The 25,189-nt window shown below is 37.4% G+C and carries 24 protein-coding genes; 3 read left to right on the forward strand and 21 right to left on the reverse strand.

Annotation, left to right across the window (positions count from 1 at the left end; all coding sequences use genetic code 11):
- Nucleotides 1-29: 29 nt before the first annotated feature.
- From MKY07_RS10855 to MKY07_RS10935, 17 genes are all read right to left on the reverse strand, one after another.
- Nucleotides 30-1,199: a thiolase family protein gene (locus tag MKY07_RS10855; protein ID WP_339262116.1), complete on the reverse strand. Its 1,170-nt coding sequence runs from the start codon at nt 1,197-1,199 to the stop codon at nt 30-32.
- 78 nt (nt 1,200-1,277) lie between these two features.
- Nucleotides 1,278-1,676, reverse strand: coding sequence for a MaoC/PaaZ C-terminal domain-containing protein (locus tag MKY07_RS10860; protein WP_008403995.1), 399 nt, complete (start codon nt 1,674-1,676; stop codon nt 1,278-1,280).
- Complete coding sequence (locus tag MKY07_RS10865) at nt 1,673-2,122, reverse strand: MaoC family dehydratase N-terminal domain-containing protein (RefSeq protein ID WP_339262119.1); 450 nt, start codon at nt 2,120-2,122, stop codon at nt 1,673-1,675. Before MKY07_RS10865 ends, MKY07_RS10860 begins: the two co-directional genes overlap by 4 nt.
- Before the next feature lie 17 nt (nt 2,123-2,139).
- Entirely contained in the window at nt 2,140-2,904 is a 765-nt protein-coding gene (locus tag MKY07_RS10870; protein ID WP_339262120.1) for a beta-ketoacyl-ACP reductase, read from the reverse strand.
- A gap of 100 nt (nt 2,905-3,004) precedes the next feature.
- A complete protein-coding gene (locus MKY07_RS10875; RefSeq protein WP_014823597.1) occupies nt 3,005-4,006 on the reverse strand; it encodes an MBL fold metallo-hydrolase in 1,002 nt (333 codons plus the stop codon).
- A gap of 65 nt (nt 4,007-4,071) precedes the next feature.
- On the reverse strand, nt 4,072-5,691 hold the full coding sequence (locus MKY07_RS10880; protein ID WP_008404001.1) for an ABC transporter substrate-binding protein: 1,620 nt from the start codon (nt 5,689-5,691) through the stop codon (nt 4,072-4,074).
- Nucleotides 5,692-5,728: 37 nt separating this feature from the next.
- Nucleotides 5,729-6,568 (reverse strand): ABC transporter permease, encoded by an 840-nt coding sequence (locus MKY07_RS10885; protein WP_082990822.1) that lies wholly within the window; start codon nt 6,566-6,568, stop codon nt 5,729-5,731.
- A 110-nt stretch (nt 6,569-6,678) separates the two neighbouring features.
- Nucleotides 6,679-7,626 (reverse strand): ABC transporter permease, encoded by a 948-nt coding sequence (locus MKY07_RS10890; RefSeq protein WP_008404003.1) that lies wholly within the window; start codon nt 7,624-7,626, stop codon nt 6,679-6,681.
- A complete protein-coding gene (locus MKY07_RS10895; RefSeq protein ID WP_065215800.1) occupies nt 7,623-9,662 on the reverse strand; it encodes an ABC transporter ATP-binding protein in 2,040 nt (679 codons plus the stop codon). The genes MKY07_RS10890 and MKY07_RS10895 overlap by 4 nt, the downstream gene beginning before the upstream one ends.
- A gap of 37 nt (nt 9,663-9,699) precedes the next feature.
- A complete protein-coding gene (locus tag MKY07_RS10900) occupies nt 9,700-11,247 on the reverse strand; it encodes a long-chain-fatty-acid--CoA ligase (RefSeq protein ID WP_065215799.1) in 1,548 nt (515 codons plus the stop codon).
- A gap of 81 nt (nt 11,248-11,328) precedes the next feature.
- Nucleotides 11,329-12,543, reverse strand: a complete 1,215-nt coding sequence (locus tag MKY07_RS10905) for an MFS transporter (RefSeq protein WP_014823592.1) — start codon at nt 12,541-12,543, stop codon at nt 11,329-11,331.
- Between the two features lie 321 nt (nt 12,544-12,864).
- Nucleotides 12,865-14,031: an acyl-CoA dehydrogenase family protein gene (locus MKY07_RS10910; protein WP_008404007.1), complete on the reverse strand. Its 1,167-nt coding sequence runs from the start codon at nt 14,029-14,031 to the stop codon at nt 12,865-12,867.
- A gap of 274 nt (nt 14,032-14,305) precedes the next feature.
- Nucleotides 14,306-15,076: a hypothetical protein gene (locus MKY07_RS10915; protein WP_339262130.1), complete on the reverse strand. Its 771-nt coding sequence runs from the start codon at nt 15,074-15,076 to the stop codon at nt 14,306-14,308.
- A 154-nt stretch (nt 15,077-15,230) separates the two neighbouring features.
- Nucleotides 15,231-15,620, reverse strand: coding sequence for a DUF2500 domain-containing protein (locus MKY07_RS10920; RefSeq protein WP_065215797.1), 390 nt, complete (start codon nt 15,618-15,620; stop codon nt 15,231-15,233).
- Between the two features lie 180 nt (nt 15,621-15,800).
- Entirely contained in the window at nt 15,801-16,367 is a 567-nt protein-coding gene (gene thpR / locus MKY07_RS10925; RefSeq protein ID WP_065215796.1) for an RNA 2',3'-cyclic phosphodiesterase, read from the reverse strand.
- Nucleotides 16,368-16,475: 108 nt separating this feature from the next.
- A complete protein-coding gene (locus MKY07_RS10930; protein ID WP_065215795.1) occupies nt 16,476-16,769 on the reverse strand; it encodes a hypothetical protein in 294 nt (97 codons plus the stop codon).
- A 227-nt stretch (nt 16,770-16,996) separates the two neighbouring features.
- Entirely contained in the window at nt 16,997-17,479 is a 483-nt protein-coding gene (locus MKY07_RS10935) for a nucleoside deaminase (RefSeq protein ID WP_065215794.1), read from the reverse strand.
- Nucleotides 17,480-17,691: 212 nt separating this feature from the next.
- Between MKY07_RS10935 and pdxS the strand changes: the two genes are divergently transcribed.
- Complete coding sequence (gene pdxS, locus MKY07_RS10940; protein WP_065215793.1) at nt 17,692-18,576, forward strand: pyridoxal 5'-phosphate synthase lyase subunit PdxS; 885 nt, start codon at nt 17,692-17,694, stop codon at nt 18,574-18,576.
- 1 nt (nt 18,577) lies between these two features.
- Nucleotides 18,578-19,165, forward strand: coding sequence for a pyridoxal 5'-phosphate synthase glutaminase subunit PdxT (gene pdxT, locus MKY07_RS10945; RefSeq protein ID WP_065215792.1), 588 nt, complete (start codon nt 18,578-18,580; stop codon nt 19,163-19,165).
- Nucleotides 19,166-19,208: 43 nt separating this feature from the next.
- Here pdxT and MKY07_RS10950 read toward each other — a convergent pair whose 3' ends face one another.
- Nucleotides 19,209-20,462: an S-layer homology domain-containing protein gene (locus tag MKY07_RS10950; protein WP_065215791.1), complete on the reverse strand. Its 1,254-nt coding sequence runs from the start codon at nt 20,460-20,462 to the stop codon at nt 19,209-19,211.
- 327 nt (nt 20,463-20,789) lie between these two features.
- Between MKY07_RS10950 and MKY07_RS10955 the strand changes: the two genes are divergently transcribed.
- Nucleotides 20,790-21,317: a DUF2179 domain-containing protein gene (locus MKY07_RS10955; RefSeq protein ID WP_008404026.1), complete on the forward strand. Its 528-nt coding sequence runs from the start codon at nt 20,790-20,792 to the stop codon at nt 21,315-21,317.
- 116 nt (nt 21,318-21,433) lie between these two features.
- Here the strand turns inward: MKY07_RS10955 and hydA are convergent, their stop codons facing one another.
- Genes hydA through MKY07_RS10970 form a run of 3 tightly spaced genes read right to left on the reverse strand, consistent with a single transcriptional unit; the run spans nt 21,434 to nt 25,188 of the window.
- The gene (gene hydA / locus MKY07_RS10960) at nt 21,434-22,858 is read right to left on the reverse strand and encodes a dihydropyrimidinase (RefSeq protein ID WP_339262137.1); all 1,425 of its coding nucleotides are present in this window, start codon (nt 22,856-22,858) and stop codon (nt 21,434-21,436) included.
- A 31-nt stretch (nt 22,859-22,889) separates the two neighbouring features.
- Nucleotides 22,890-23,903 (reverse strand): NAD(P)-dependent oxidoreductase, encoded by a 1,014-nt coding sequence (locus tag MKY07_RS10965; RefSeq protein WP_339262139.1) that lies wholly within the window; start codon nt 23,901-23,903, stop codon nt 22,890-22,892.
- Between the two features lie 28 nt (nt 23,904-23,931).
- A complete protein-coding gene (locus tag MKY07_RS10970) occupies nt 23,932-25,188 on the reverse strand; it encodes a M20 family metallo-hydrolase (protein WP_339262141.1) in 1,257 nt (418 codons plus the stop codon).
- Nucleotide 25,189 lies beyond the last annotated feature (1 nt).

Genomic DNA, 25,189 nt, shown 5'->3' on the forward strand with positions numbered 1-25,189 from the left:
TCAAGTCATTATTTTTTTACAATTTTAGTTCACTCCCTTTCGATTACTAAAGAGATTCCTTGGCCTCCACCGATACAAGCTGTAATAAGGGCGAATTTCCCAGCCGATCGTTTCAATTCATATACAGCTTTTGTTATTAAAATTGCGCCTGTTGCACCTAATGGATGCCCATGTGCAATTGCTCCGCCATTAACATTTAGTTTTTCCGGATCGATTCCCAATTCCCGGTCACAGGCGATAACCTGTGCAGCAAACGCCTCGTTCAATTCGATAATGTCCATATCGGATAAAGAAAGATTCAACTTCTCTAATAATTTTTTCGTTGCCGGTACGGGACCAATTCCCATAATATTAGGATCTACTCCTGCAACGGTTGATCCTTTAATCGTGGCTAATGGTTGAATTCCTAATTCTTCAGCCTTCTCTCGAGACATAATGACCATTGCTGATGCCGCATCATTCAGTCCGGAACTACTACCTGCTGTGACCGTTCCATCTCTTTGGAAAGCCGGCGATAGCTTTGCTAATGCAGCTAACGTTGTATTCGGACGCGGATGCTCATCTTTGTTAAAAAGAATCGGCTCACCTTTACGAACAGGAATACTAATTGGAACAATTTGTTCATCAAAACGCCCTTCATGAATTGCAGTTGCCATTCTTAGTTGACTTCTTAAGGAATACTCATCTTGTTCCTTTCTAGTAATATCGTATTTTTTTGCAAGGTTTTCTGCAGTAGTTCCCATGCCCGGGTTTCCGATTTCTTCAGGAGCAAGTATTGTTTTACGAGACCTTGGCGGGATTGAACTGTATGCTTGTTCTGGACGCTCATATTGATATGGTGCACGGCTCATGCTTTCAATCCCCCCGGCAACATATATATCACCTGCACCAGATTGTATCGCTTGGGCAGCTAATGCAGCTGCATTAATACCTGAACCACATTGCCTGTCTATTGTTAACCCCGGTATGTTGACAGATAAACCGCCCTGTAAAGCTGTCAATCTAGCAATATTGCCGCCACCACTTAAAACATTTCCTAAAATCACATCATCGATCATTTCAGGATTAAGATTCACTCTCTTGATTGCTTCTTTAATAACTTCTCCTCCATACAGATGAGCAGGAAGACTTGCTAATGCCCCACCTTGTTTTCCAATCGCCGTACGAACAGCTGATACAATGACAGCATCTCTTTTCATATATGGTCTCCTCATTATCAGTTTATATTTAAAGGATTTGCCCCTATCCTATTTGAAATCGAGACAAACCCTTTTTAATTAATAACGTTCAAATATTAATTTTCCCTTAACCACAGCTTTTTGATGCTGGTTTATAGCTTTCACATCAAAGATTAGTGATTGATCCACTATGTCAACTAAGTCAGCCTTTAAAGTAAGAACATCATTTAAAAACACCATTCCTGTAAATCGAATATTATAATCTTTTATATAGCCCTCATCATAATAAGCCGTAAACAGCTTGGAAAGGTTGCCCATCGTCCACATACCATGAGCAATAATTCCTGGTAGACCAGCTTTTTTAGCTTCTTCATCAATTGTATGAATCGGATTAAAATCACCGGAAGAACCTGAATACTTGATTAAATCCATTCTCGATACTGGTTCTAGTGTCGTTTCAAGAGATTCACCTTTTCTTATATCTGCTAAAACTGTCATACGTTTAAGGACCTCCTTACCGTTTCCGTGATGATTGTGATCGACTCTTCAGTGAAAATTAATCTCCCATCTCTGTCTTCACCATACCGTGTCATCTTCAGGAAGCCCATTTTTCCGGTGCTGCCTTCTTTTTCATAGTAATCTTCTATTTTCGAGTAGCAATAGACTTCCTCTCCAACCAAAAGGGGGCGTTCATAATGATAAATCTGTTCACCATGTATTAATCCTTTTAACGGTAATTTGAGTCCACCGATATAACCAGATCTAAGCACCCTTGGAAATGTAGGGGGAGCAATATTTGTGCCATATCGTGATTGTTTACCAATCTCTTCATCAGTATAGATTGGATGATTATCTCCAATGGATTCAGCAAATCTTCTTACAAGCTCTCTTTCAATTACATTTCTTACTTTGTTAGAAGTTAGTCCAATATACTCTGTATACAAAACTTCATCCCTTCTCTTTAATTTGTCGGTCCGCCAGCTACATAGAGTACTTGCCCGTTTACAAATGAGGAATTTTCATCGGCAAAGAAAGCAACTGCATTTGCGATATCTCTAGGCTTTCCAACTCTGCCAACAGGTATTTTACTGGCACCTGCTTTCAGGAAATCTTCAAAAGGTACACCGATTCGCTCTGCAGTAGCTTTCGTCATATCTGTCTCGATAAAACCAGGTGCAACTGCATTTGTCGTAATGCCAAATTTCCCGAATTCTCTCGCCAGTGTTTTTGTCAGACCTTGCAACCCGGCTTTAACCGTTGAATAGTTTGCTTGCCCGGGGTTCCCTAATGCTGAAGTTGAAGAAATATTAATAATTCTTCCATACTTCTGCTGAACCATGTATTTTTGTGCTGCACGGGTTGTATTAAAGGCACCTTTCAAGTGAACATCGATTACCTGATCCCAGTCATTATCTGTCATTTTAAATAGTAAGTTATCGCGGATAATGCCTGCATTGTTAACCAAAATATCAATTGATCCATATTCCTTCATAACTTGTTCCATCGCTGCCTCAACTTCATGTGAATTTAAAACATTTGCCTGTAGAGCTAAAATCTCGAATCCCTTTTCTTTAAATTCAGACTGTACATTTTGTAATGCTTCCGTATCAATATCAATTATGGCTATTTTTGCTCCTTCTTCAGTAAAAGTTTCTGCAATGCTTTTCCCTATACCGCGACTACCGCCAGTTATAAATGCAACTCTATTTTCAAATCTTCCAGTCAAATAAATTCCTCCTGCCTTATCTACTAAAATTTTGTGTCTTAACATTTTATTAGTAGTTTTAAAGAATTATTCAGTCAAACGAAACATTATGCTTTTTTCACTAATTATTTACTAATCGGTACTTAAATACTCCATTTTGTTTTTCTGAAATGACAATATTCCGTTCTTCTAATAAATCCAGTACACTTATAATTTCAAACAAAAATGTAATTACAGCTTTCTCATACCTTCCCCGGTACATGTCTTGTATAATTTCAAATCCGGTTGCAGCACCATTTGCTTTTTTTAATGTATTGATCACACGACTTACACGATGTTCTATATTGCTTATATGTCCGTCAATTGCTTCATCTAAATCGGAAATAATGGGGCCATGTCCTGAAAAAGTAAAGTTAGCAGAAAGTTTTCTGCACTTTTCTAAATTCTTTAGATATTGGATTAAGGGTTTTGCACGCGTATTTCCGGGTTTAGGTGCATCCATCCACATCCCTCCATGGACCCCTTTGATAATGTGATCTCCACAAATGAACAACTGCTCATCCGCGGAGTAAAAAGAAATATGATCCTGTGAATGACCTAACGTTTCTATTACTTGAAATGAAGGTAAACCCGGTACCATATCTCCCTCCTCTAGTACCTCATCAACAGATGCAGTTTGGAAGTAATCCCGGTGTCCCTTACGAAACGCTGACTTGATAGCCATATCTTCTGTTAAACCGAATTCAATGAATAAGTTGTGAAAAAATTCAGCGCTCCATTCTATATAGCTTTCATCTTTTAAAATCATTTCAGTATCTTTATGAGCAAAAATCTTAATAGTAGGATTCTTCTCTAAAATCCAGTCCACAAGACCTGTATGATCATTATGGTGATGTGTTAATACAATTTGTTCAAGATCAGTTATTTCAACGCCTAGACGATGCAGGCCATTATTGAGATCATCCCAACCCTGTTTATTTTTTAGACCGGCATCAATAAGGGTTAACTTCTCTCCAAACACAACATATGAATTTACCGGACCAATCGGGAAGTTGGTTGTTAACTCTATTTTTTCTATCCTTTGCAAAGTACTCAATCCTTTTTTTGTCGGAATTTTTCTCACATACCTTCCATGTGACGATATTTTTTTACACAAATAGTATCCAACACTCTATAATGTTGAGTAATTTATTTATCGTACCAAACATCTTTTAAATATCCGTATCCGTATGAAGCATGTGGATATGAATCTCTTACATAAGGCTGTATCGGAGTCTTCGTATAATAAGTTGTGATTGGAATCGGATTAACTACATTTTCTAAAACATAACGTTGAATTTCATAGATATATTGTTTTCTTTTTTCAACATCCAGTATTGTTCTCTGTTCATCAAGCAATTTGTCTAATTCCGGGTCACTGATGTTATACCAGTTTCTGGAGCCATCCGTGTGTAATTGCGTACGAAGCCATTCATCAGGCTCCTGGAAATATGTTTGATAGCCTACACCCATGTCATAATCGACATTCGGCCATTTTTCCGAGAAGTAAGCAGCATATTCAACCACCTCTATTTCGACATTAATTCCCACGTTTCTTAAATCTTCCGCAACCCATTGTGCGACACGCACAAGTTGTTCTCCGTAGCCATTCGTTACCATCATGGTCGTATCAAAACCATTTGGATACCCAGCCTCTGCCAGTAGCTTTTTTGCCTCTTCTGGGTTATATGATAGTAATTTTTCTCTCTCTTCTAAAGGTAAGGCCCAATCACCTAATGAAGGATTGACTGGTCCACTCGTTTCACCGCCGCCGTAGATAGCCTTAACCATTGATTTTCGGTCAACAGCCATACTAATGGCTTTCCGTACCCGTAAATCCGTAAAAGGTTCTCTTTCCATATTCATATACAACTGTTCCTGCGTAGCAAACAGGGCTTCAAAAATTTTGATATTTGGATTTGTTTTTTGTAATTGTGTTATTTCTTCAGGAGATAGTCCACCTATAGAATCTGCCTGACCTGTACGAAATGCTGCTATACGAGATCCCTGTTCCGGTACGACTTTATAAATAATTTCATCTAAATACGGTTTGCCTTCTTCATAATAATTCGGATTTTTTTTGTAAGTAGCCTGCACATTATCTTCCCATTTTTCTAACACAAATGGACCTGTTCCAATTGCGTCAGTTGCTAAATCAACTTTCCCATCAATCGCTTCCTTAGGTAAAATCCACATGAAATGGTTTGCCATGAAATTTAAAAACGGAGCAAATGGCTGTTTTAATGTAAAGACTACCGTTTGATCATCTTGCGCTACAATACTTTCTACTACAGATAATAATGCTGCTTGATGACCAGGCAAATTGATGATTCTTTCCATTGTCGATACAACGTCCTGTGCCGTTAACTGTCTGCCATTTACCGGCTCTACATCATGCCAATATGCCTCTCGAAGATGGAACGTATAGGTCTTTCCATCATCAGATACTTCCCAACGCTCTGCAAGATCCGGCACAACATTATAATCTGTATAAGCAGCATCCGGTCCTGTTTCATAAGTAACTAGCTTGTTATAAACTAATCCTGCAAGCATATGTGTATAAATTGATGACTGACGATGAGGATCGAGCATATCGGGATCTGCAGGAGTAAGGATGGTATAGGTTCCACCACTTTTCGGTGCAGTAGTTCCTCCATCCTTATCGTCTGGCCCTTCATCTGATGATTCGTCAGCGGAGCAAGCACTAATTACTAGTACTAATAATCCTAAAACGAACACATAGATTATGGATTTCAGTTTTTTATCCATAAGTATTTCCTCCTAAGGGAAAATTGTTATTAACTGCCTAAGACATTTTGGGATCAAGGAAATCCCGAAGTGCATCCCCAAATAAGTTAAATGCCAAAACTAGTATACATAAGGCTAAACCAGGGAAAAGCACAAGCCATGGTGCACTTTCCATGTATCTACTCGCATCACTCAACATTAACCCCCAGGATGGATTCGGTGGTGGAGTTCCTATTCCAAGAAAACTAAGTGATGCTTCAGCAATAATTGTTTGACCAAAAGCAAGACTTGCCATGACAATGATTGGTGCCATCATATTTGGCAATCCATGTCTCATAATGATTCGAAATGAACCTGCACCGACCGAGCGAGATGCTTCAACATAATTAGATTCACGGATTCTCATCATTTCCCCTCGAACAATCCTAGCAAAACGAGGTATCTCGATAATCACCAATGCTATAATTACATTTTGGATGGCAGGTCCCAACAAAGCTGCAATAAATAAAGCAAGAATTAAAGCTGGAATTGACATAATTGCATCCATTATTCTTTGAATTACTAAATCGATTACCCCACCAAAATATCCAGAAATCATTCCAATTAATGTTCCTAATACAATTGAAATAACGACTGTTACAATACCAACAAGTAACGATATTTGTGAACCAAAAATTAGACGACTAAACACATCACGTCCTAAATCATCAGTGCCCATCACATGTTGTGAGTTTGGTGCTGCCAAAAATGCTGTACGATCTTGACTAATTGGGTCAAACGGTGCAATGAAAGGTGCAAATACAGCGACGGCGAAAACTAAAAGAATAATTAAAAGAGATATAAAGCCAATTTTTTGTGTTTGAATAAAGCGTTTACAATCCTCTTTAAATTTTTTCAAGTGTATGTTCCTGCTCGCCTTTATACTCTCTTTTGGCAACTCAGAGTCTAGTTGTATTTGAGACAAATGAATCACTTCCTTTTCTTGAAACAAGAATATTGAGGCATTTTTTATTTTGTTCTAATTCGTGGATCTACCCAACCGTACATCACATCCACCATCAAATTTACTAATAAAAACATCGCTCCAAAGACCAGTACGGTTGACTGAACAACTGGATAATCTCTCACTAATACAGTTTCAAAAATCAAACTTCCTAATCCTGGGAGTGCAAAAATTGATTCAAGTACTACAGTTCCTCCAAGCAGATATCCAATTTGTAAACCAATTAATGTAATAACTGAAATCAACGAGTTTCTAAGGGCATGTTTGAATATTACAACCGCTTCTTTCGCACCTTTTGCCCGTACCGTTCTGATAAACTCCGAATGCAGTACTTCAAGGACAGCCGATCTTGTCATACGAACAATACTGGCACTTAGTGTAATTGCTAGACAAATTGCGGGTAAGAACATTTGCTGTAGATTAACAATAGGATTTTCTGCGAATGATTGATAACCAAGTGGTGGAATCCAATTGAAAGACAGTGATAATACAGTTAATAAGATTAGTCCCAGCCAAAAGCTTGGAATAGATAATCCTCCAATTGAAATTACTTTTAAAAAATGATCTATAAATGTATTTTGTTTAACAGCGGAAATAACTCCAATCGGAATACCGATAATGATGGCTAAAACAATTGCCATTAGTGCTAATTGTATCGTTACGGGAAGTCTGTCTAATATAATCTGGGATACTTCCTTACCAGACCAAAGAGAACTACCCAAATCTCCTTGAAGCGCATTTTTACCCCAATCTATCAGTTGACCAAAAACACTTTTATCTAGACCCATTTCAGCTTTCAATGCAGCCATTTGTTCAGGTGTTGCACCAGAATTGGCCAACTGAAGGGTCACAACGTCACCAGGTACCGCTCTCATAATGATAAAAATGAAGGTTGTCATAATTAATAGTACGAATATCCCAAAAATTAAGCGCCTAACAATATAGTCAATCATATGTGTGACACCTCCTTATAGAAATGACAGGCAACAGTATGACCTTCTGTAATTTCCATTAGTTCAGGTTTTTCTTTTTTACAAAGATCCATTGCAAAAGGACATCTCGTATGAAATTTACATCCGCTTGGAGGGTTTGATGGACTTGGAACTTCACCACTTAGGATAATTCGGTCTGGTTGAATATTAGGATTAGGAATTGGCACAGCGGAAATAAGTGCCTTTGAATATGGATGGAGCGGTTCTGTAAATAAAGTTTGTGAATCGGTCACTTCTACGATTTCTCCTAAATACATGACAGCTATTCTATCTGAAATATATTTGACTACCGTTAAATCATGAGAGATAAATAAATAAGATAACCCTAATTTCAACTGAAGATCTTTTAATAAATTTAAAATTTGGGCTTGAACAGAAACATCTAATGCGGACACTGCCTCATCACAAATCAGAAGCTCTGGTTCAGTTGCCAAAGCCCTTGCTATACCAATTCTTTGCCTTTGACCTCCTGAAAATTGATGAGGAAATTTATGCATATCATTTTTAGATAGCCCTACGATTTCAAGTAGCTCTCCTACCCGTTGACGCTTTGAACTTCCTTTTGCTAGATTGTGCACTTCTAATGGTTCACCAATAATATCGAGAATTGTCATCCTCGGATTTAGAGAACTATAGGGATCTTGAAAAACAAATTGAACCCGCTTCCTAAGAACTTTTTTCTCTTTTCTATTAATATTTGATAATTGTTTTCCATCAAAACTTACTTCCCCATTGGTTGAGTCAATAAGACCTGTTATTAATCTTCCAACAGTTGATTTACCACAGCCGGATTCACCTACAAGACCAAGAACTTCGCCTTTGTGAATATTCAGTGTTACCCCATCCACTGCCTTAACGTGTCCGATTGTTCTTGACAGTATTCCTTTTGTGATAGGAAAGTATTTTTTTAAGTCTGTTACTTCCAATAAATTCTTTTTACTGATTAAATGTTGATTGAGCTCAAAGACAGGCTCATTTTCTTCTGTTAAAATTGGTCCCTCCCAATTTCCTGTCAGGTCGGGATCTGCAATCCAACATTTGCTTTCTCGACCATTTGCTAATTCAAAAAGTGGTGGTTCCTCACTTATGCACTTATCAGTAGCAAAAGGACACCTTGGATGAAAACGGCAACCAGCTGGAATTTCTATTAAACTTGGAACATTTCCTTTTATCGTGAGCAATTTACGTTCTTTACTTGTATCAATTTTTGGAATACTTTTCATTAATGCTTCTGTATACGGGTGTTGAGGTTTATTAAACAAATCTTTCACATTCGACTGTTCTACAACCTGCCCCGCATAGACAACAACTACTTTATCCGCCATTTCCGCTACAACACCTAAATCATGTGTAACAAGGATAATCGCTGTTCCAAACTGGGTTTGCAAATCTTTCAGTAATTGCAGAATCTGTGCCTGGACAGTCACATCAAGAGCTGTTGTAGGTTCATCTGCAATAATTAAACTAGGTCTGCATGCAAGTGCTATGGCAATCATTACTCTTTGTCTTTGACCACCCGATAATTGGTGTGGATAGGCATTAATACGGCTCTCAGGGTCCGGAAGTCCAACTAACCTTAATAATTCTAGTGCACGTTCCTGAAGTTCATTTTTACTAAGTGTTTCGTGAATTTTAATCGTTTCTATAATCTGATCACCGATCGTGTATACAGGGTCTAAGCATGTCATCGGATCCTGAAAAATCATGGCAATTTCATTTCCTCGAATTTTTCGGATTTCCTCATTACTAATATCTTTTAAATTTAAATTATTAAACAGGATTTTCCCGGAAGTGACTTCTCCATTACTGTCCAACAAACGTAAAATCGAGAGTGCTGATACGCTTTTACCAGAACCTGATTCACCTACAATCGCTACTGTTTCACCTGTAGAAATACTAAATGAAATACCATCAACAGCTTCTAGGTTACCTTTTCTGGTCTTAAAAACCGTCTTCATTTCCTCTACTTGGAGTAGTGTGTCATTTTTTCCAGTCATTCGAATGCCTCCTTTCAAGTATATTAAACTACTTATATTAATCTAATATCAGGTTAGCAAATTGTTCTCTCAGCTTTATTTTCATGATTTTCCCAACACCATTTTTCGGAAGTTCCTGAATGAATTCAATATGACGAGGTGTCTTATATTTAGCTAAATTTTGTTGGCAGTATCCGATTAATTCACTTGCACTTACTTCTGCATCCGGCTTTTTCACAATACAAGCAACAATTTCTTCACTCATTTTTTCGGAAGGAACACCAATCACCGCAGCTTCCAAAACAGCTTCATGTTTAACTAGCAATTCCTCTAAATCTCTCGGATAAATATTAAATCCACCTCGAATAATTAAATCCTTTTTACGATCTACAATGTACAGATAGCCTTCATCATCCACTTTTGCCATATCCCCTGTATGAAGCCATCCATTTTGTAGTGCCTTTTTTGTTTCTTCTTCATTTTTAAAATAACCAGGCGTTACATTATCGCCTTGTACTAATAATTCACCGACATCCCCAACTGGTACCTCATATCCACCTTCATCCACGATTTTAATGTTTACACCTGGCATTGGTACTCCTACAGAACCTTCTTTAATCGGCATATCATTACGTTGTGTAGCAACTCCTGGCGATGCTTCAGAAAGTCCATACGCATCTCGTACCTCAGCCCCAAATTTTTCTTTAAACTTATGACGTAAGCTAATCGCTAGTGCAGCAGCCCCCGATCCAACTGTTTCTAAACTAGATAAGTCATATTTATAGGCGTTCGGATGATAATACATCGCATGCACCATAGCCGGGACAGCAGCAAAGGATTTTACTTTAAATTTTTCAATAACCTTAAATACCTCTTCCGCATCGAATTTATCAAAAATAACAACTGAGCTTCCTAGCAAAAACATACTATTCATAATGCCAAAACCATAAATATGGGCTAGAGGAAGAACACCTAGAGTAGTACTTCTTATTTCGTCCTCCGCTCTAAGTTTTAATCCTGACATTGAATTTGAGTAGAGATTTTTATGCGTTAACATAACTCCCTTCGGTATACCCGTAGTGCCGGATGTATAAAGGATGACGGCTATATCTGATTCTTTTAACTCTAAAGGAGCATTTTCATAAATTGATATATTAGAAAGAGCCTTTTCCCATTCAATGATTTCGAACTCTTCTTGTATATCTTCCTCTCTTGGTTGATCAATGCAAATAATCTTGGGTTTAACAGATAAATCACTGGATGCATTTTTTAATTTTTGCAATAGAATAGATGATGTAATAATAACTTTTGCTTCAGAATTCTTTAAAATAAAGTTGATTTCATTTTCATGTAAAAGATACATAGCTGGTACAATGATGCCACCAACTCCTAATACTCCTTGGTAAGAGAAAATAACTTCGGGACAATTTGGCATACAAATTAACACCCGATCTCCTTTTTCCACTCCCAGAGAATGGACAAGACTAGAAACTTTCTTACAAATAATTTCCGTTTCACTATTTGTATAAGTTTTATCATAGAAATACAGAAGGTTATACTCACCAAAATTCTCAATATTTCCATCCAATAATTCAGTTAGTAACATGTTACCCTCCTAACTTTTATTTACTATTTTCATAGTATTTTCTGCATTAAAGCGCTTACATTTTAAGGTCACTCGTTCCGATTATGAGTTACTAGTATCTTTGTGTAGAGATATTTCAATTTTCTGTTGGTAAGTTATTAAAAATGCGACACCTAATAGAATTACTGTTATAACAGCAGAAGTTATAAATGGAGCCGATACGAGATATATGAATACCCAGCCCCCCCAAAGAGGTCCAAGTATTCTCCCTAAACTATCCATTGATTCTTGGAGGCCTAATGTAATACCGCGCCCCATCTCAGTGCGTTTTGATAACATCGCTATAGTAGTCGGCCGAACCAATGATTGCCCAAAACCAGTAAAAACACATCCTAAAATTGCTACCCATATTAATGGCGCAAAACTAATTAAACAATAGCCAATTGCCGTAAAGAATAAGCCAATTTTTGTAATCGTATCTTCATTCCATACTTCATAACATTTTTTTAGTAAAAAGAATTGTACCAAGACAGAAGTTCCGGCTTGTGCGCTAAAGGCCATACTTACAAAGATTGGGGTAGCTTCAAATTTTGCTATTAGATAATATCCAAGTAGACCGAAGAAACTCGAAGCTGCAATGGACAATCCAAGTATGATCATATAATGATTCCAATATCCGGTTTTCGTAACCATTGTAATGGATTTCCAAAAAGAAACTGTTTCATTATTTCCAGCAAACGTATTCTGAGTTTCTTTATTATCATTATTTATCGAATCTCGGATGTAAAAATGGGCAAAAGGTAGAGTTATTAATGCTAGAGATCCTGCAATAATAAAAGGTACTACGACTCCAAATGGAGAAAATAACCCTCCAATAGCTGGACCACACAAAAAGCCAAGTCCATTCACTGCTCCCATTTTCGCGATGGTTTGATTTCTAAACTCTTTTCTAGTGTGATCAGCTACCATCGAAAAAGCTGCAGTTTGAGTACCAGACGATATTGCTGCACCAATTAATCGAACTAAAAGCAATTGCCAATAATTTTGAGCCAAAATTAGTAAAAGGAAAGCTACACCAAAGCCAAATACGCCAATCATTAGAACGGGTTTTCTCCCTATTTTGTCAGCTAAACGACCCCATATCGGTGCAGTAATTAACTGGGAAACTGCCCAAATTATGATTAACGATGACATTTGAACTGATGAAAGCCCCAAATCATCTGCTAAGAATGGTAATGTAGGAAGTACTATTCCATAACCTGTCATCGTTAAAAACATTATGAATCCTAGTAGAAAGAACGCCTTCCTTTCCATCATCTATATTCATCTTCTTTCAATTTAATTGAAAAGCGGGGAACGCTCGCTTAGTCCTGACACAAGTTGGAGACTCTGAAATGGAGGCGGTTTTGCCTCCATCGGAAGAGCCAAAGCGCATAGCGGTGCTAGCATTTACTATAATTTGAAAATATAGTAAAGATTATTGATGTTCTAACCACACTATTTCGGATTAAATTTTTGATTTGGCAAACTAACTATTCATCTAGAGCCACACTTATTAACTAACCGGTTAGTATTACTACCGCATAATAACTGACTAGTTAGTATGTTAAAGAAATAAATGAGTAGAAGCTGTCTTAATTATAGTAACTCTCCAACTTTTGCATGACCTTTTAATAAATTTCTTGCAATCGTTCTGCGCTGAATTTCATCTGTTCCTTCGAAAATGCGGTATAATCTTAATTCTCTATACCAGCGTTCAATCGGTAATTCCTTTGTATATCCCATTCCACCATGGATTTGAAGAACACGATCAACCACTTGATTTGCCATAATTGCGCCATTTAGTTTTGCCATAGATGATTGATGACGTGGATCCATACCATTTTCAGCCATCCATGCAGCTCTAAATACGATCCATTTTGCTGCTTCAATTTCAACTGCTGAGTCTGCAATCATCCATTGGATTGCTTGACGTTCTGCTATAGGTTTACCAAAAGTAACTCGTGTTTTTGAATAGTCGATGGCCATTTGCAATAAGCGTTCTGCAGCACCGATTGCACCAGCAGGAATCATATACCTTCCTTGGCCTATCCACTGCATGCCTAAATTAAAACCTTGACCCAGTTCTCCTAAAATATTTTCTTCAGGAACACGAACGTTATCAAATACTAATGTTGCCGGTCCCCATTCGCCCATTGTGTAAATATATTCCGACTTCCAACCCATTTCTTTATCTACAAGGAAACAAGTTACTCCGCCATTCGCGCCTTTTTCTTTATCTGTCACTGCAAATACCATTGCAAAGTCTGCTTCATTTCCATTTGTAATAAATACTTTCTCACCATTTAACACCCAATGGTCGCCATCTTTAACCGCTCTCATTTGAATACCTCTTGCATCTGATCCTGCATCAGGTTCGGTTAAAGCAAAGCAAGAACGTCTTTCACCATTAATGGTAGGGATTAAATATTTCTGTTTCTGTTCCTCGTTACCTAAATAAAGGATATTATCAGCAGAACCCCCAAAGTTGAACGGTACAAAAGTTCTTCCTAATTCCATTGCAATTAACACTGACATAATTGGTCCTAAATTTGCTCCACCGTATTCCTCAGGCGTATTAATGCCCCAAAATCCAATTGCCTTTGCCTTTTCTCTTAATTCTTTTATTTTTTCATTAGAGATACCAGGTCTGCCTTCCCTTTCATTTTTTAATACTTCTTGTTCCAAAGGCTTCAATTCTTTATTCACAAAATCTCTTACTGTTTTTTGAATCATCTTTTGTTCATCATTTAGCGTAAAATCCATTAATAACATCTCCTTGTAAATGAAATTATTTGAGTACGAAATTGTTAAATAATATTCACAATTTTATAGAATACTCAGTTACAACACGTTATGAATCTAACAGTTTATATATGCGAGAAATTTTGAAGCGCTTTCATTTTATAAAAAGAATGGTCTTTTAATAAAAATAAAGAAACCCAAAAGAATGAAATCTTTCGGGTTTCTTAACAGCTTTCGTATCAAATTATTTTTGTTCGAAGGTTTGGAAATTTGTTCTTAAAATACGTGTAAATATTTATTTAAACTTCACAATCCAAGGTAATGTATCTTCACCAAAATCCGTCATTGTGTATAAATAATTTCCCTTTTGCCACTTCGCCATTGTTCCAGTTTGCTCAGCATCGACATGTAAAGAACCATAATCTTTTGGTATCGGAAGCATGTTCGTTTCTAAAAATTCGACTGTTCCCTTTGCTGTGTTCAAGCTTTCCTCAGCCTTTTCCGTCAATGACCGGGCAATAATTGCCCAACGCCCTTCATTCCAGCTTGTAAATAGAGAGCCTGCCCCGCCATCCTGGTAGCCTGTAATTCCGTGCCCTAAATCAACAGCTTGTCCACTATCGAAAATAGTTTGATCAATTTCTTTACTCGCCAATTCCTTTGAATCATATTTGGTAATTGTTAATTGACCTGTATACGTGCCGATTTGCTTTATAGCGTTATCATTTATTGCCAGTTTAGATGGAGTTTCATAAAAATTATATGTTATGACATTATTATTTGCTGTTGTAATCGCAGTTAAATAGCTGTCCTTTGAAACAGGAAAATCAGTTGGCATGTTGACATCCCAATTACTCGGAATAATACTTTGAAAATCTTCTGCCGTAGCAGTATTGCCTGCCGGTTGATTAGAAACTGTCTCCTCATTATTTGGAGAATTTGTTGTTTCTACTTCATTAGACTTTGTATCTGCTCCGGAATCCTGATCGGCTGTCGTGTTATTATTCGTCTCGTTACACGCTGTTAGAAGAAGAACACTTAAGACAAATGGGACATATTTTTTCAAGTTCTCACTCCTCAAGTTTGGTTTGTATAAATTATCATACATGTTTGAAAATACATGTTCAAATGATGGGTAGCATTCCACGCGTACAAAAAAGCGCTGATTCTAAAAGAATCGCGCGGTTTTTATATCAACGAGCTTAGTTGGATTACGTAAGCTACGTTCTAGTGAAATCAATATATCTTGTTCCTTGGAAAGTTAACGTGCCGATATCCCCTTCTGCGAGCATACCATATTCCTTGCCTGAAACATGAAACTCAGATCGGTCACCACTCTCGAATTCAAATGTTATAAAGTACTTTGTAGAGGTACTGTGCGAGTGGTGGTTGTTATCATGATGGTGATGATTATGTCTCGTTACACTTGTTCGTTTAACTTTTACGATGGCCGGAACAGACAGGCGAGGTGAGTTCTCATTTTCCTTCCATTGTCTTAATCCACTGAATATATTGCCAATTATTAAAATAACTATGATAATAAAAATAAGTGCCATAAATATTGGTCCGAAGTTAAATAACCAATCCCCACTTCCTGGCATGTCATACATGATATTCCCCCCTTGCTCTGGTAACTAAATTATACGGATAAACTGGAAGAAAGTTTCAGATTGATGACATATATTTACCAAATAACTTCTATAGCCCTATAACTACAGATTAAAAAACGAGCGCTGATTCACCTTACAGAATCGCCCCCGCCTACTTATACAATATTAAAATGAAGATAATCATACTAATGAAAACGTCGCAATTGGTTCATATTTCGGTGTGTTTTCAACATTCGATTTATAAAAGACGATTTCAGTGATTTGAAAAGATAAAGGCTTTGCTTTGAATGGGTTATGCGTGACTAAGTTGTCCACATTGAAATCTTCATTGCCTCCCCATTTTCGTGCCAATGTTATATGTGGATGATAAGGCCGTGTTTCTAGTGTAAACCCTTCATTCAGACAAGTTTGATGCACAATTTCCTGAAGTTTATACAAAGGGGCTGCTTCACTTACCGCTCCCCAAAATATACGAGGTGAACTTTGAGCCCCAAATACACCCAGGCCTTTAATGTCTAACATAAATGCTTTTTGATTTTGTATGGCGTTCCCAACTGATTTAATTACGGATGAAAGTTGCTGCGGATTTACAGCACCGAGAAAGGCAAGCGTTATATGATAATCATTTAAATCTACCCAACGTTTAAACTGGAATATTGGTTTACTTCGTGTGAGTTCCTCGTGAATAGTTTGTTTAATTCCATCCGGAATCCGAACCGCCCAAAAATAGTGCGCCACTCTCTCCATATTCTTTCACCTCTTTCTATAAAAGAATGGACATTATTATTAAAACTAATACAAAAATATCTTATCGACCGTATTTCCCTTAGATTCCTTCTGAAAGGCATATTTTAACTAACAAATACTGGCTTCAATCATCTCGATTTCGCCTTTTTTATTGACACTATCTTTCCCAAGTTCGCAATTATCTTTTATTTCCCACGCAATGAAGTATTTATTATTTTTCAATTCAACAGATCGTATTTCAGTTTTACTATTATGGTTAAAATGATGATCCAAGACCATTTGTTTTGCTTCATCTTCAGATATGACATTTTGAATAGATGAACAGCCTGCTAATAAAAAGACTGCCAATATTAAATATATTTTAAAATAGATTTTTACACTTTTATGATTTTGCTGCCACATTTCATACACCCCTTTTATATTTCACTATTTTGTCAGTCTTTATAAAGAAGACGCATTCCTTATTAATGAACTACGCTTGTTGATTGTTAAATAAAAAATTCCTACTATATTTTTCTCCTTCAGATTTATGGACTTTTAATGAAAATAAGCGCTGATCCTTACTACAGAATCGCGCTTGCTTTCAACCATCTCAACCTATCCACTTCTATTTTAAAATGGATTTATAGTCAACTTCTCTTTTCGTGAAACTGACGATGGAGTTGATGAACTTCCTCCGCTAGCTCTGGAACAGGACCATCGACAGTAATATCGTTAATAACCTCTTGAATGGAAAGATTCCGTACACGTGAAGGAGCTTGGCCCAATTCAGCTAGCCATTCTACCAATTGTTTAGATGAACTTGCATAAACAATCCGGCCTAAACCAACCCAACCGTGTGCTGCAGCGCACATCGGACAATGTTCCCCGGAAGTATATACTGTCGCTTTGATTCTTTCTTCAGGTTTCATATTATTTGCTACCCATCGCGCTATTGCAAATTCCGGATGTTGGGTATGGTCACCACCTGCCACGTGATTATGGTCTTCAAAAAGGACCTCTCCATCGGCGGAAACAAGTACTGAACCAAATGGCTCGTCACCTTTTTCAAGCGCAATTTTTGCTAATTCAACACAACGTTGTAAGTGCTTCAAATCTAGATTATTTATCATATTCGTATCCTCCTTATCCAGTAAGTAGAAACTTTTACAATCATAATTATAACAGAATTATCCGACTCCTTAAGTGAATATTCATTCGTACTCTAATCCTTATGTTTTCAGACAAAATTCTACTGACCTTATCGATTAATGAATAATTGGATATTTTAATACGGTCAATTTTCATTATACTAAGAATCATTACAGGAATGGAGGTTATTTACATGGTACAAGTTGGAACTGATCGAATAAAACGTGGAATGGCAGAAATGCAAAAGGGCGGCGTTATTATGGATGTCATTAACGCTGAACAGGCAAAAATTGCGGAAGAGGCAGGGGCAGTAGCAGTGATGGCGCTGGAACGTGTGCCTTCCGATATCCGGAAAGCTGGCGGTGTTGCCCGTATGGCGGATCCTCGGATTATGGAAGAAGTGATGAATGCCGTCACGATTCCTGTTATGGCAAAAGCACGAATTGGTCACATTGTAGAAGCACGGGTTTTAGAGTCAATGGGTGTTGACTATATCGATGAAAGTGAAGTTTTAACACCGGCTGATGAAGAATACCATTTACTAAAGAGTGATTATACAGTGCCATTTGTTTGTGGTTGCCGTGACTTAGGAGAAGCAGCTCGACGTATTGGCGAAGGGGCTTCTATGCTCCGTACTAAAGGTGAACCGGGGACAGGCAACATTGTAGAAGCAGTTCGTCATCTTCGCAAAGTCAATGCTCAAGTACGTCGTGTTATAGGAATGAATGCGGACGAATTAATGACAGAGGCAAAAAATTTAGGAGCCCCATTCGAATTACTGTTGGAAATTAAACGTTTAGGACGTTTACCAGTTGTGAACTTTGCTGCGGGTGGCGTAGCTACACCTGCAGATGCCGCGTTAATGATGGAACTTGGTGCAGATGGTGTATTTGTTGGTTCCGGTATATTCAAATCAGAGAATCCTGAAAAATTCGCGCGTGCCATTGTGGAAGCAACAACACATTATAAAGACTACAAACTGATTGCTGAAATTTCGAAGGAACTTGGAACTCCGATGAAAGGAATTGAAATAGCTACACTGAATGTTAATGAACGGATGCAGGAGCGTGGCTGGTAGTATGGCAAAAATAGGAGTACTTGCATTACAAGGTGCAGTAGGTGAGCATATGAATCAAATTAAACTTCTTGATCATGAAGCTGTGGAAGTAAAAACAGGCAATGATTTATGTGGTATTGATGGTCTTATTTTGCCTGGTGGAGAAAGTACAGCTATCGGTAAGCTTATAGAACGCAATGACTTATTAGCACCTATACAAGCATTGGCACAGCAAGGGATTCCCATGTTCGGGACATGTGCCGGTCTCATACTATTGGCAAAAAAGATTAAGGGTTCCATTACCCCTCACCTTTGTTTAATGGATGTTGAAGTAGAAAGAAATTCTTTCGGCCGACAAGTAGACAGTTTTGAAGTTGCTTTAGCAATTCCATCAATTGGTGATGACATATCAGCAGTTTTTATTCGAGCTCCGCATATTGTAACCATTGGTGAACAGGTCGAAATACTTGCTACATATGAAGAACGGATTGTATTAGCTAGAGATGGACAATTTTTAGGCTGCTCTTTTCATCCCGAACTGACGGATGATGTTCGAATACTTCAATATTTTATTGGTATGGTAAATGAATTTACAAAGGTTCCTAGATAAATTAAAAAAGAAGCACAATTCAGTGCTTCTTTTTTATGCTGGATTATTTATTTAAGCCTTTTTCATGTATTCGATAAATCATAGCTGCCATTTGTGCTCTAGTTGTAGGATTATTCGGACCAAATCGGCTTGCATTATAGCCGGCCATAATTCCTTCTTGTTTCATCGTTTCAATCGCAACAAATGCCCAAAAATTTTGTTCCACATCTTTAAATGAATTTACACGATTATTTACAGTTTGACTATAAAATCCGGCGTTATAAAAGATTTGAGCCATTTGCGCTCTAGTTAAAAAAGTATTTGGTGAAAAACGTTCATTACCGATACCATTAATTATTTTATGTTGTGCTACTAAAAGAATAGATTCTGAAGCCCAAAAGCTCTTAATTACATCACTAAAGTAGATGTTTTTATTTGTTGACGTCAATGCTAAAAAGTTACTTATAATAGCAGCTGCTTGAGCTCTTGTTATCGAATGGTTCGGTTTATATGTACCATCAGGATAGCCAGAGATCCAACCTTTTTCAGTTAAGAATAGAATCTGTTCTTCAGCCCAATGACCATCTATATCTTTTAATTTCCTATCATCATATTGATATAAATCATATTCGTCCATGATGGAGCCTACTTTATTTCGATAGTATTCCCCACCCAAATGGATATAGCCGGCATTGGCAATATCGAATAAATATTCTTTGGAAGCTCGCTCATAGCTCCATCCCTTTTTCCTTCTTTCTTCATAAATGGTTTTTGCGAAACGATACCTTTCGTTTAACAACAAGTTCCCTGCTAAATAATTAACCGCTTCTTTATAGGAAGTAAAAGCACGATACCAGTTATCTCTTCTTTTGCTTTCATCATATATTTTACGGTCTTTTCCGTAATCGATTAGAACAGGTACCGGTTCATAATCTTCATCAGGTTGTCCCTTCAGCTGCCAGGCGTTCTTCGGATTATATCCCCAAACCTTTATCCCGAAAAGATTATTTGCATTCTCTGCTATTCTTGTTGTTCCATAGCCGCTTTCCAGAATGGCCATTCCAATGATCGCACTAGCAGGGATTCCCCACTTTTCATTTGCTCTCATTGCATATGTATAAATTTCATTAATAAAGTCTTCCTTCATTTTGGTTGAAAGAAATTCGTATGTAGTTAAATAGGCGTTACTATTTTTTCCTGACTTCTCATCTTCATAAGGTAAAGGATTCACGCTGTTTGCACTCGAGGTCAACGGGCCACTATTTAAAACTAGTAAAGAAAGTAAAATTAATAGTAATACTCTGATTAATTTTATCAAATTTGCAACTCCTTTATTATTCAAATAATAGACTTAAACACTATCATGATAGCAGTTTTTTATTAGACCTAGTGCATAAAATCTCATTTTATTACTACTAATTCATGGTTGTACTTCCGGACTTTACCTATCCCGAACCCCCTTTCCAAACAAAAAACGACTATTCATCCAGCTGGACAAACGGTCGTTTGAAAAATTAATTTAATAAAAGCAATTGAATTCTTTTGCATTTTATACTAATTACTCAAATAATTAATAAGAATATAAATTTCATATTAGGGTAGAAGTAAAAAAGTAAAGTAAATTTTTAAAGAAAGAGGGGATTTCATGCAGGAGATAATCCTAATCCTGGTCATACAGCTCGTTTACGTGCCGTTAATGACATTACGAACAATTTTCTTAGTCAAAGATATGAGACTTCTTGCTTCAATTTTTGGGTTTTTAGAAGTTTTAATTAACGTATTTGCACTTTCTATCATTTTTAGTGGTGATCAGAACTTTATCGCAATGATTGTGTATGCACTCGGATTTAGTATTGGGATACCAATAGGAACAATGATTGAAAACAAACTGGCTATTGGTTTTGTCTCAGTTACAATCAATACGCAGCAAAAAAATCAGGAATTGATCGAAACATTAAGAAACAGCGGCTTTGCCATCACGACATCTGTCAGTGAAGGTCGTGACAGTGAACGTTATAAATATGAGATTTTGGCTAAACGAAACCGAGAAAAAGAATTATTCGCCCTTGTTGAATCGATTGAACCAAAGGCATTTATCATTTCATATGAGCCAAAATCATTCAAAGGCGGTTTCTTAGTCGATCGTATGCGTAAATTTAAACTTAGACGTTAAAATAAAAATGAGCTAGATTCAATGATTCTAGCTCATTTTTTATGTTTTTTTAATTTTGTAGTTTCTTTAAATGTTCTATAATGGTCATAAATTGGGAGAACACACGCTTTAACCTTTTATAGTACGCTTTCTAACTCCCCTTTCTTTTCAAAACCTTCATAGCATAAGCCGTATGGTTTCCCAGGGATAAACGTCCCTTGACCTAAGCATCCAACATATTTGCCATCTTCAACGGCTAATTGACCACGCAAGAATACTTTGTCCACCTTACCTTCTTGTTTAAGCCCTTCGTAAATATTGAAATCTACTCCTTGTAAGCTTGTTTCATTCGAGATAATTGAAACAGGCGTAGGGTCGTAAACTACAATATCAGCATCAAACCCAACTCCAATATGACCTTTACGGTGGGCAATACCATTTATTTTCGCTGGGGTTGTTGCATATAAGTCTACTAAACGTTGACGAGAAATCTTGCCGGTATTTACACCATATGTCCATAATATTCCGAGACGGTTTTCAACACCTGGCGAACCATTTGGGATGTTTGTGAAATCATCAATCCCCATTGTCTTTTGCTTCTCCCAGTTAAATCCGCAATGATCAGAGCTAACAGCATTTAACCAGCCTTTATTAATGGCATTCCATAATGCTTCACGGTCTTCTTCTTCACGTAGTGCTGGTGAGCAGACATATTTTGCACCTTCAAAATTTGGACGGGCTAAATCTTCTTTGTCTAACATTAAATAATGGGTACACGTTTCACCATATACCGGTGTTCCTTTGATGTACGCATCCCGAATGACTTCCATGACTTCTTTTGCCGTTACGTGAACAATATATACAGGTGCACCAGCTAAATTCGCTAAATGAATGACACGCTGCGTAGCCTCTACTTCAACAAGTGTCGGTCTTGAAAGTGCATGATAATAAGGATCCGTTAAACCTTTTGCTAAATATTCCTGTTGAAGAATATCGATAACATCTGCATTTTCTGCGTGAATCATTACTGTTACACCGACATCTTTAGCCGCTTTTAATGCTTTAAAGATGGCTTCATCATCACTATGAAATGGTAAGCCTTTATACGCCATAAATAGTTTTAATGTTGGTAGCCCTTTGTCTACTAAGCTTGGAATTTCTTTAAAGAGTTCGTCGGAAGGTTCGCAAACAATTCCATGGAACGAATAATCGACCATTGCGACATCTTTTACCTCATCTTCTTCATATTCAAAAATAGTTTCGGCAATGCCCTTGCCTGGTGCTTGGTTCACGAATTCGATAACTGTAGTAGTACCTCCTACAATTGCTGCGTTACTAGTATCGAAGCCTTGTACGCGTGCACCTTTATAATCAAAAGAATAGTGGACGTGCTGATCGACTCCTCCCGGTAAGACATACTTTCCTGAAACATCTATAACCTGGTCTGCTTCAAGTGAAAGATTTTGACCAATTGCCGCAATTTTTTCATCTTCAATTAAAATATCTCCTACATATTCATCTGTACTTGTTACAATAATCCCGTTCTTTAATAAAATACTCATACATTACGCCTCCCAGTGTTCTTTAATTTTATTATTTGTTCACTATTTGTTGATCTGCAGGTATCGACCAGAATAATGACGTTTGTGCCAACCAATCCATATAGTTTTCAAATGCTTCATCTAAACTGTACTGCGGTGTGTAACCTTCTGCTTTCAAACGATCAACTGCTAATTGCTGAATGTCTCGTTCACCGAAATAATCTACATTCCATAACTTTGAATCTTCCTGTAATTGATAGTTAAAGTCCGGAAATTTCCGTTTCAAAAGCTCACACCAATCTACGATGCTCCATACTTGGCCAGAGCCAATATTATATATATCTTCTTTTAGCTCCTTAACTTGTATTAAGTGATAAATAGCTGCAGCAACGTCCTTACTATAAATCCAGTCTCGTACGCCTGGTCTTGGTAGATGAATCGTTGTTTTTTCATAAGCTGCTTTAGTCACTTGAAATGGTACGGATAACGTTTGACGTAATCCCGTATAATGCTCCCAAGCCCCGTATACGTAGCCTAACCGGCAAACGGTCAATGGTAAATCGTATAGGGTTTTATAGCGAAGGGCTAAACGCTCCCCCGCATATTTTGTTATTTCATATAAATTGACTGGTAATGGAATTGATTTCTTCTCATCTAGTAACGGATCGATATAGCCCGTCTCCCCATAAACGGTACAGGAACTAATATAGAAAAACTTTTCAATTCCTACTTTTTTAGCTGCTTCTAATACTGATAGCGTACCGTTGTAATTAATAGAAGAAATTTTTGAAAATGATTTCATTTCATGTTCAATATCCGGAGTGATAGCAGCTGCATGAATCAAGCTTTTAATGTTGTATTGATTCAGCGTTTGTATGAGTGTATCTCCATTTAAAATATCTCCTTCAATATAGAAATAATGGCCTGCTTTACTTTGAAATAATGTTTCCGCTTCTGCTGGAACAGGTGTAAGTGAATAATTCACTACATCCATTCCGGCATCCAAAATCTTTTCTATAATATTTATTCCTACAAAACCTGAACCACCTGTAATTAAAACTGTCATCTGCCACCCCTCCTGCCACTTAAACGTATTATTGTGGAACTAATTCAGCAATTTTAGATGAAATATTTAAAGCCGATTGATATAGCAATTCTGTGCCCAATGCTAAATCTTCATAGCTTGCATATTCAGCAGGGTTATGGCTGATGCCATCTTTACAACTGACAAAAATCATTCCTACATCACAAATACTTGCCATGACAGTTGCATCATGGAATGGACCACTCATCATAATTGGACAGTCCAGACCAAGTTGCTCACTTTCTTCTTTAATAGCAGCTTGAATCCAGTCTGCGATGGTTACCGGCGATTGATTTGTATCTTCTACTATCGAAAAAGATACATTATATTCGACTGCTACTTCATTAATCATCATACGTATCTGTTCTTCATAAGCATTACGACGTTCTAAATCGATATCCCGTAAGTCGATTGTAAATTCCACTTTTTCAGGAATAATATTTGGTGAATCCGGGAATACGCGGATACTGCCTACTGTTGCTACGGTTGGTACGTCCTCTTGAGCCCTTACAATTCTATTAATTTCTGTAACCATTTTAGAAGCTGCCAATAAAGCGTCCTGGCGCATATTCATCGGTACAGAACCTGCATGTCCAGCAAAACCTTCTACTTCAACAGTTAACCAAAGTGGACCTGCGATTCCTTTTACAATTCCAATCGGCTTATTATTTACATCTAAATATGGGCCTTGTTCAATATGAAGCTCTAAAAATGCACCTACTGCCCCTTTTGGATAAACAGATGCTTCTAATTTATCCGGATCACAACCGAAGTCGATTAATGCTTGACGTCTTGTAATTCCTTGTTTATCTGTTCGTTCGAGCTCACCTTCTTCAAAAAGACCTGCGATTCCTCGCGATCCAAATAGCCCCTTCTTAAAACGCCAGCTTTCTTCATCTGCAAATGAGATCACTTCAATCGGAACTTCCGGCTGAATTCCTTTATCAACCATAGTCAGTAATACTTCAACTCCAGCTAACACACCAGATGTGCCGTCAAAACGACCTCCATAAGGTTGTGAATCTAAGTGTGATCCCATCACTAACGCCGGTGCATGAGGGTTTTTCCCTTCCAATCGACCAATTAAATTACCAAAGTTATCAACATGTACACTAATACCTGCTTTTTCCAACCAATCCGTAACTGTCTCAAACGTCTGCTTTTCTTCTGGGCTTAATGTAGCTCGGCAAAGCCCTGTTTCGCCAATTTTCCCAAACTCTGAAACTACTTCAAACATATTTTCTAAACGTTTTTTATTAATCTCCATT

Origin of the sequence: Solibacillus sp. FSL W7-1472, from assembly GCF_037969775.1 — a bacterium.
In the GTDB taxonomy this organism is placed as follows: Bacteria; Bacillota; Bacilli; order Bacillales_A; family Planococcaceae; genus Solibacillus; species Solibacillus silvestris.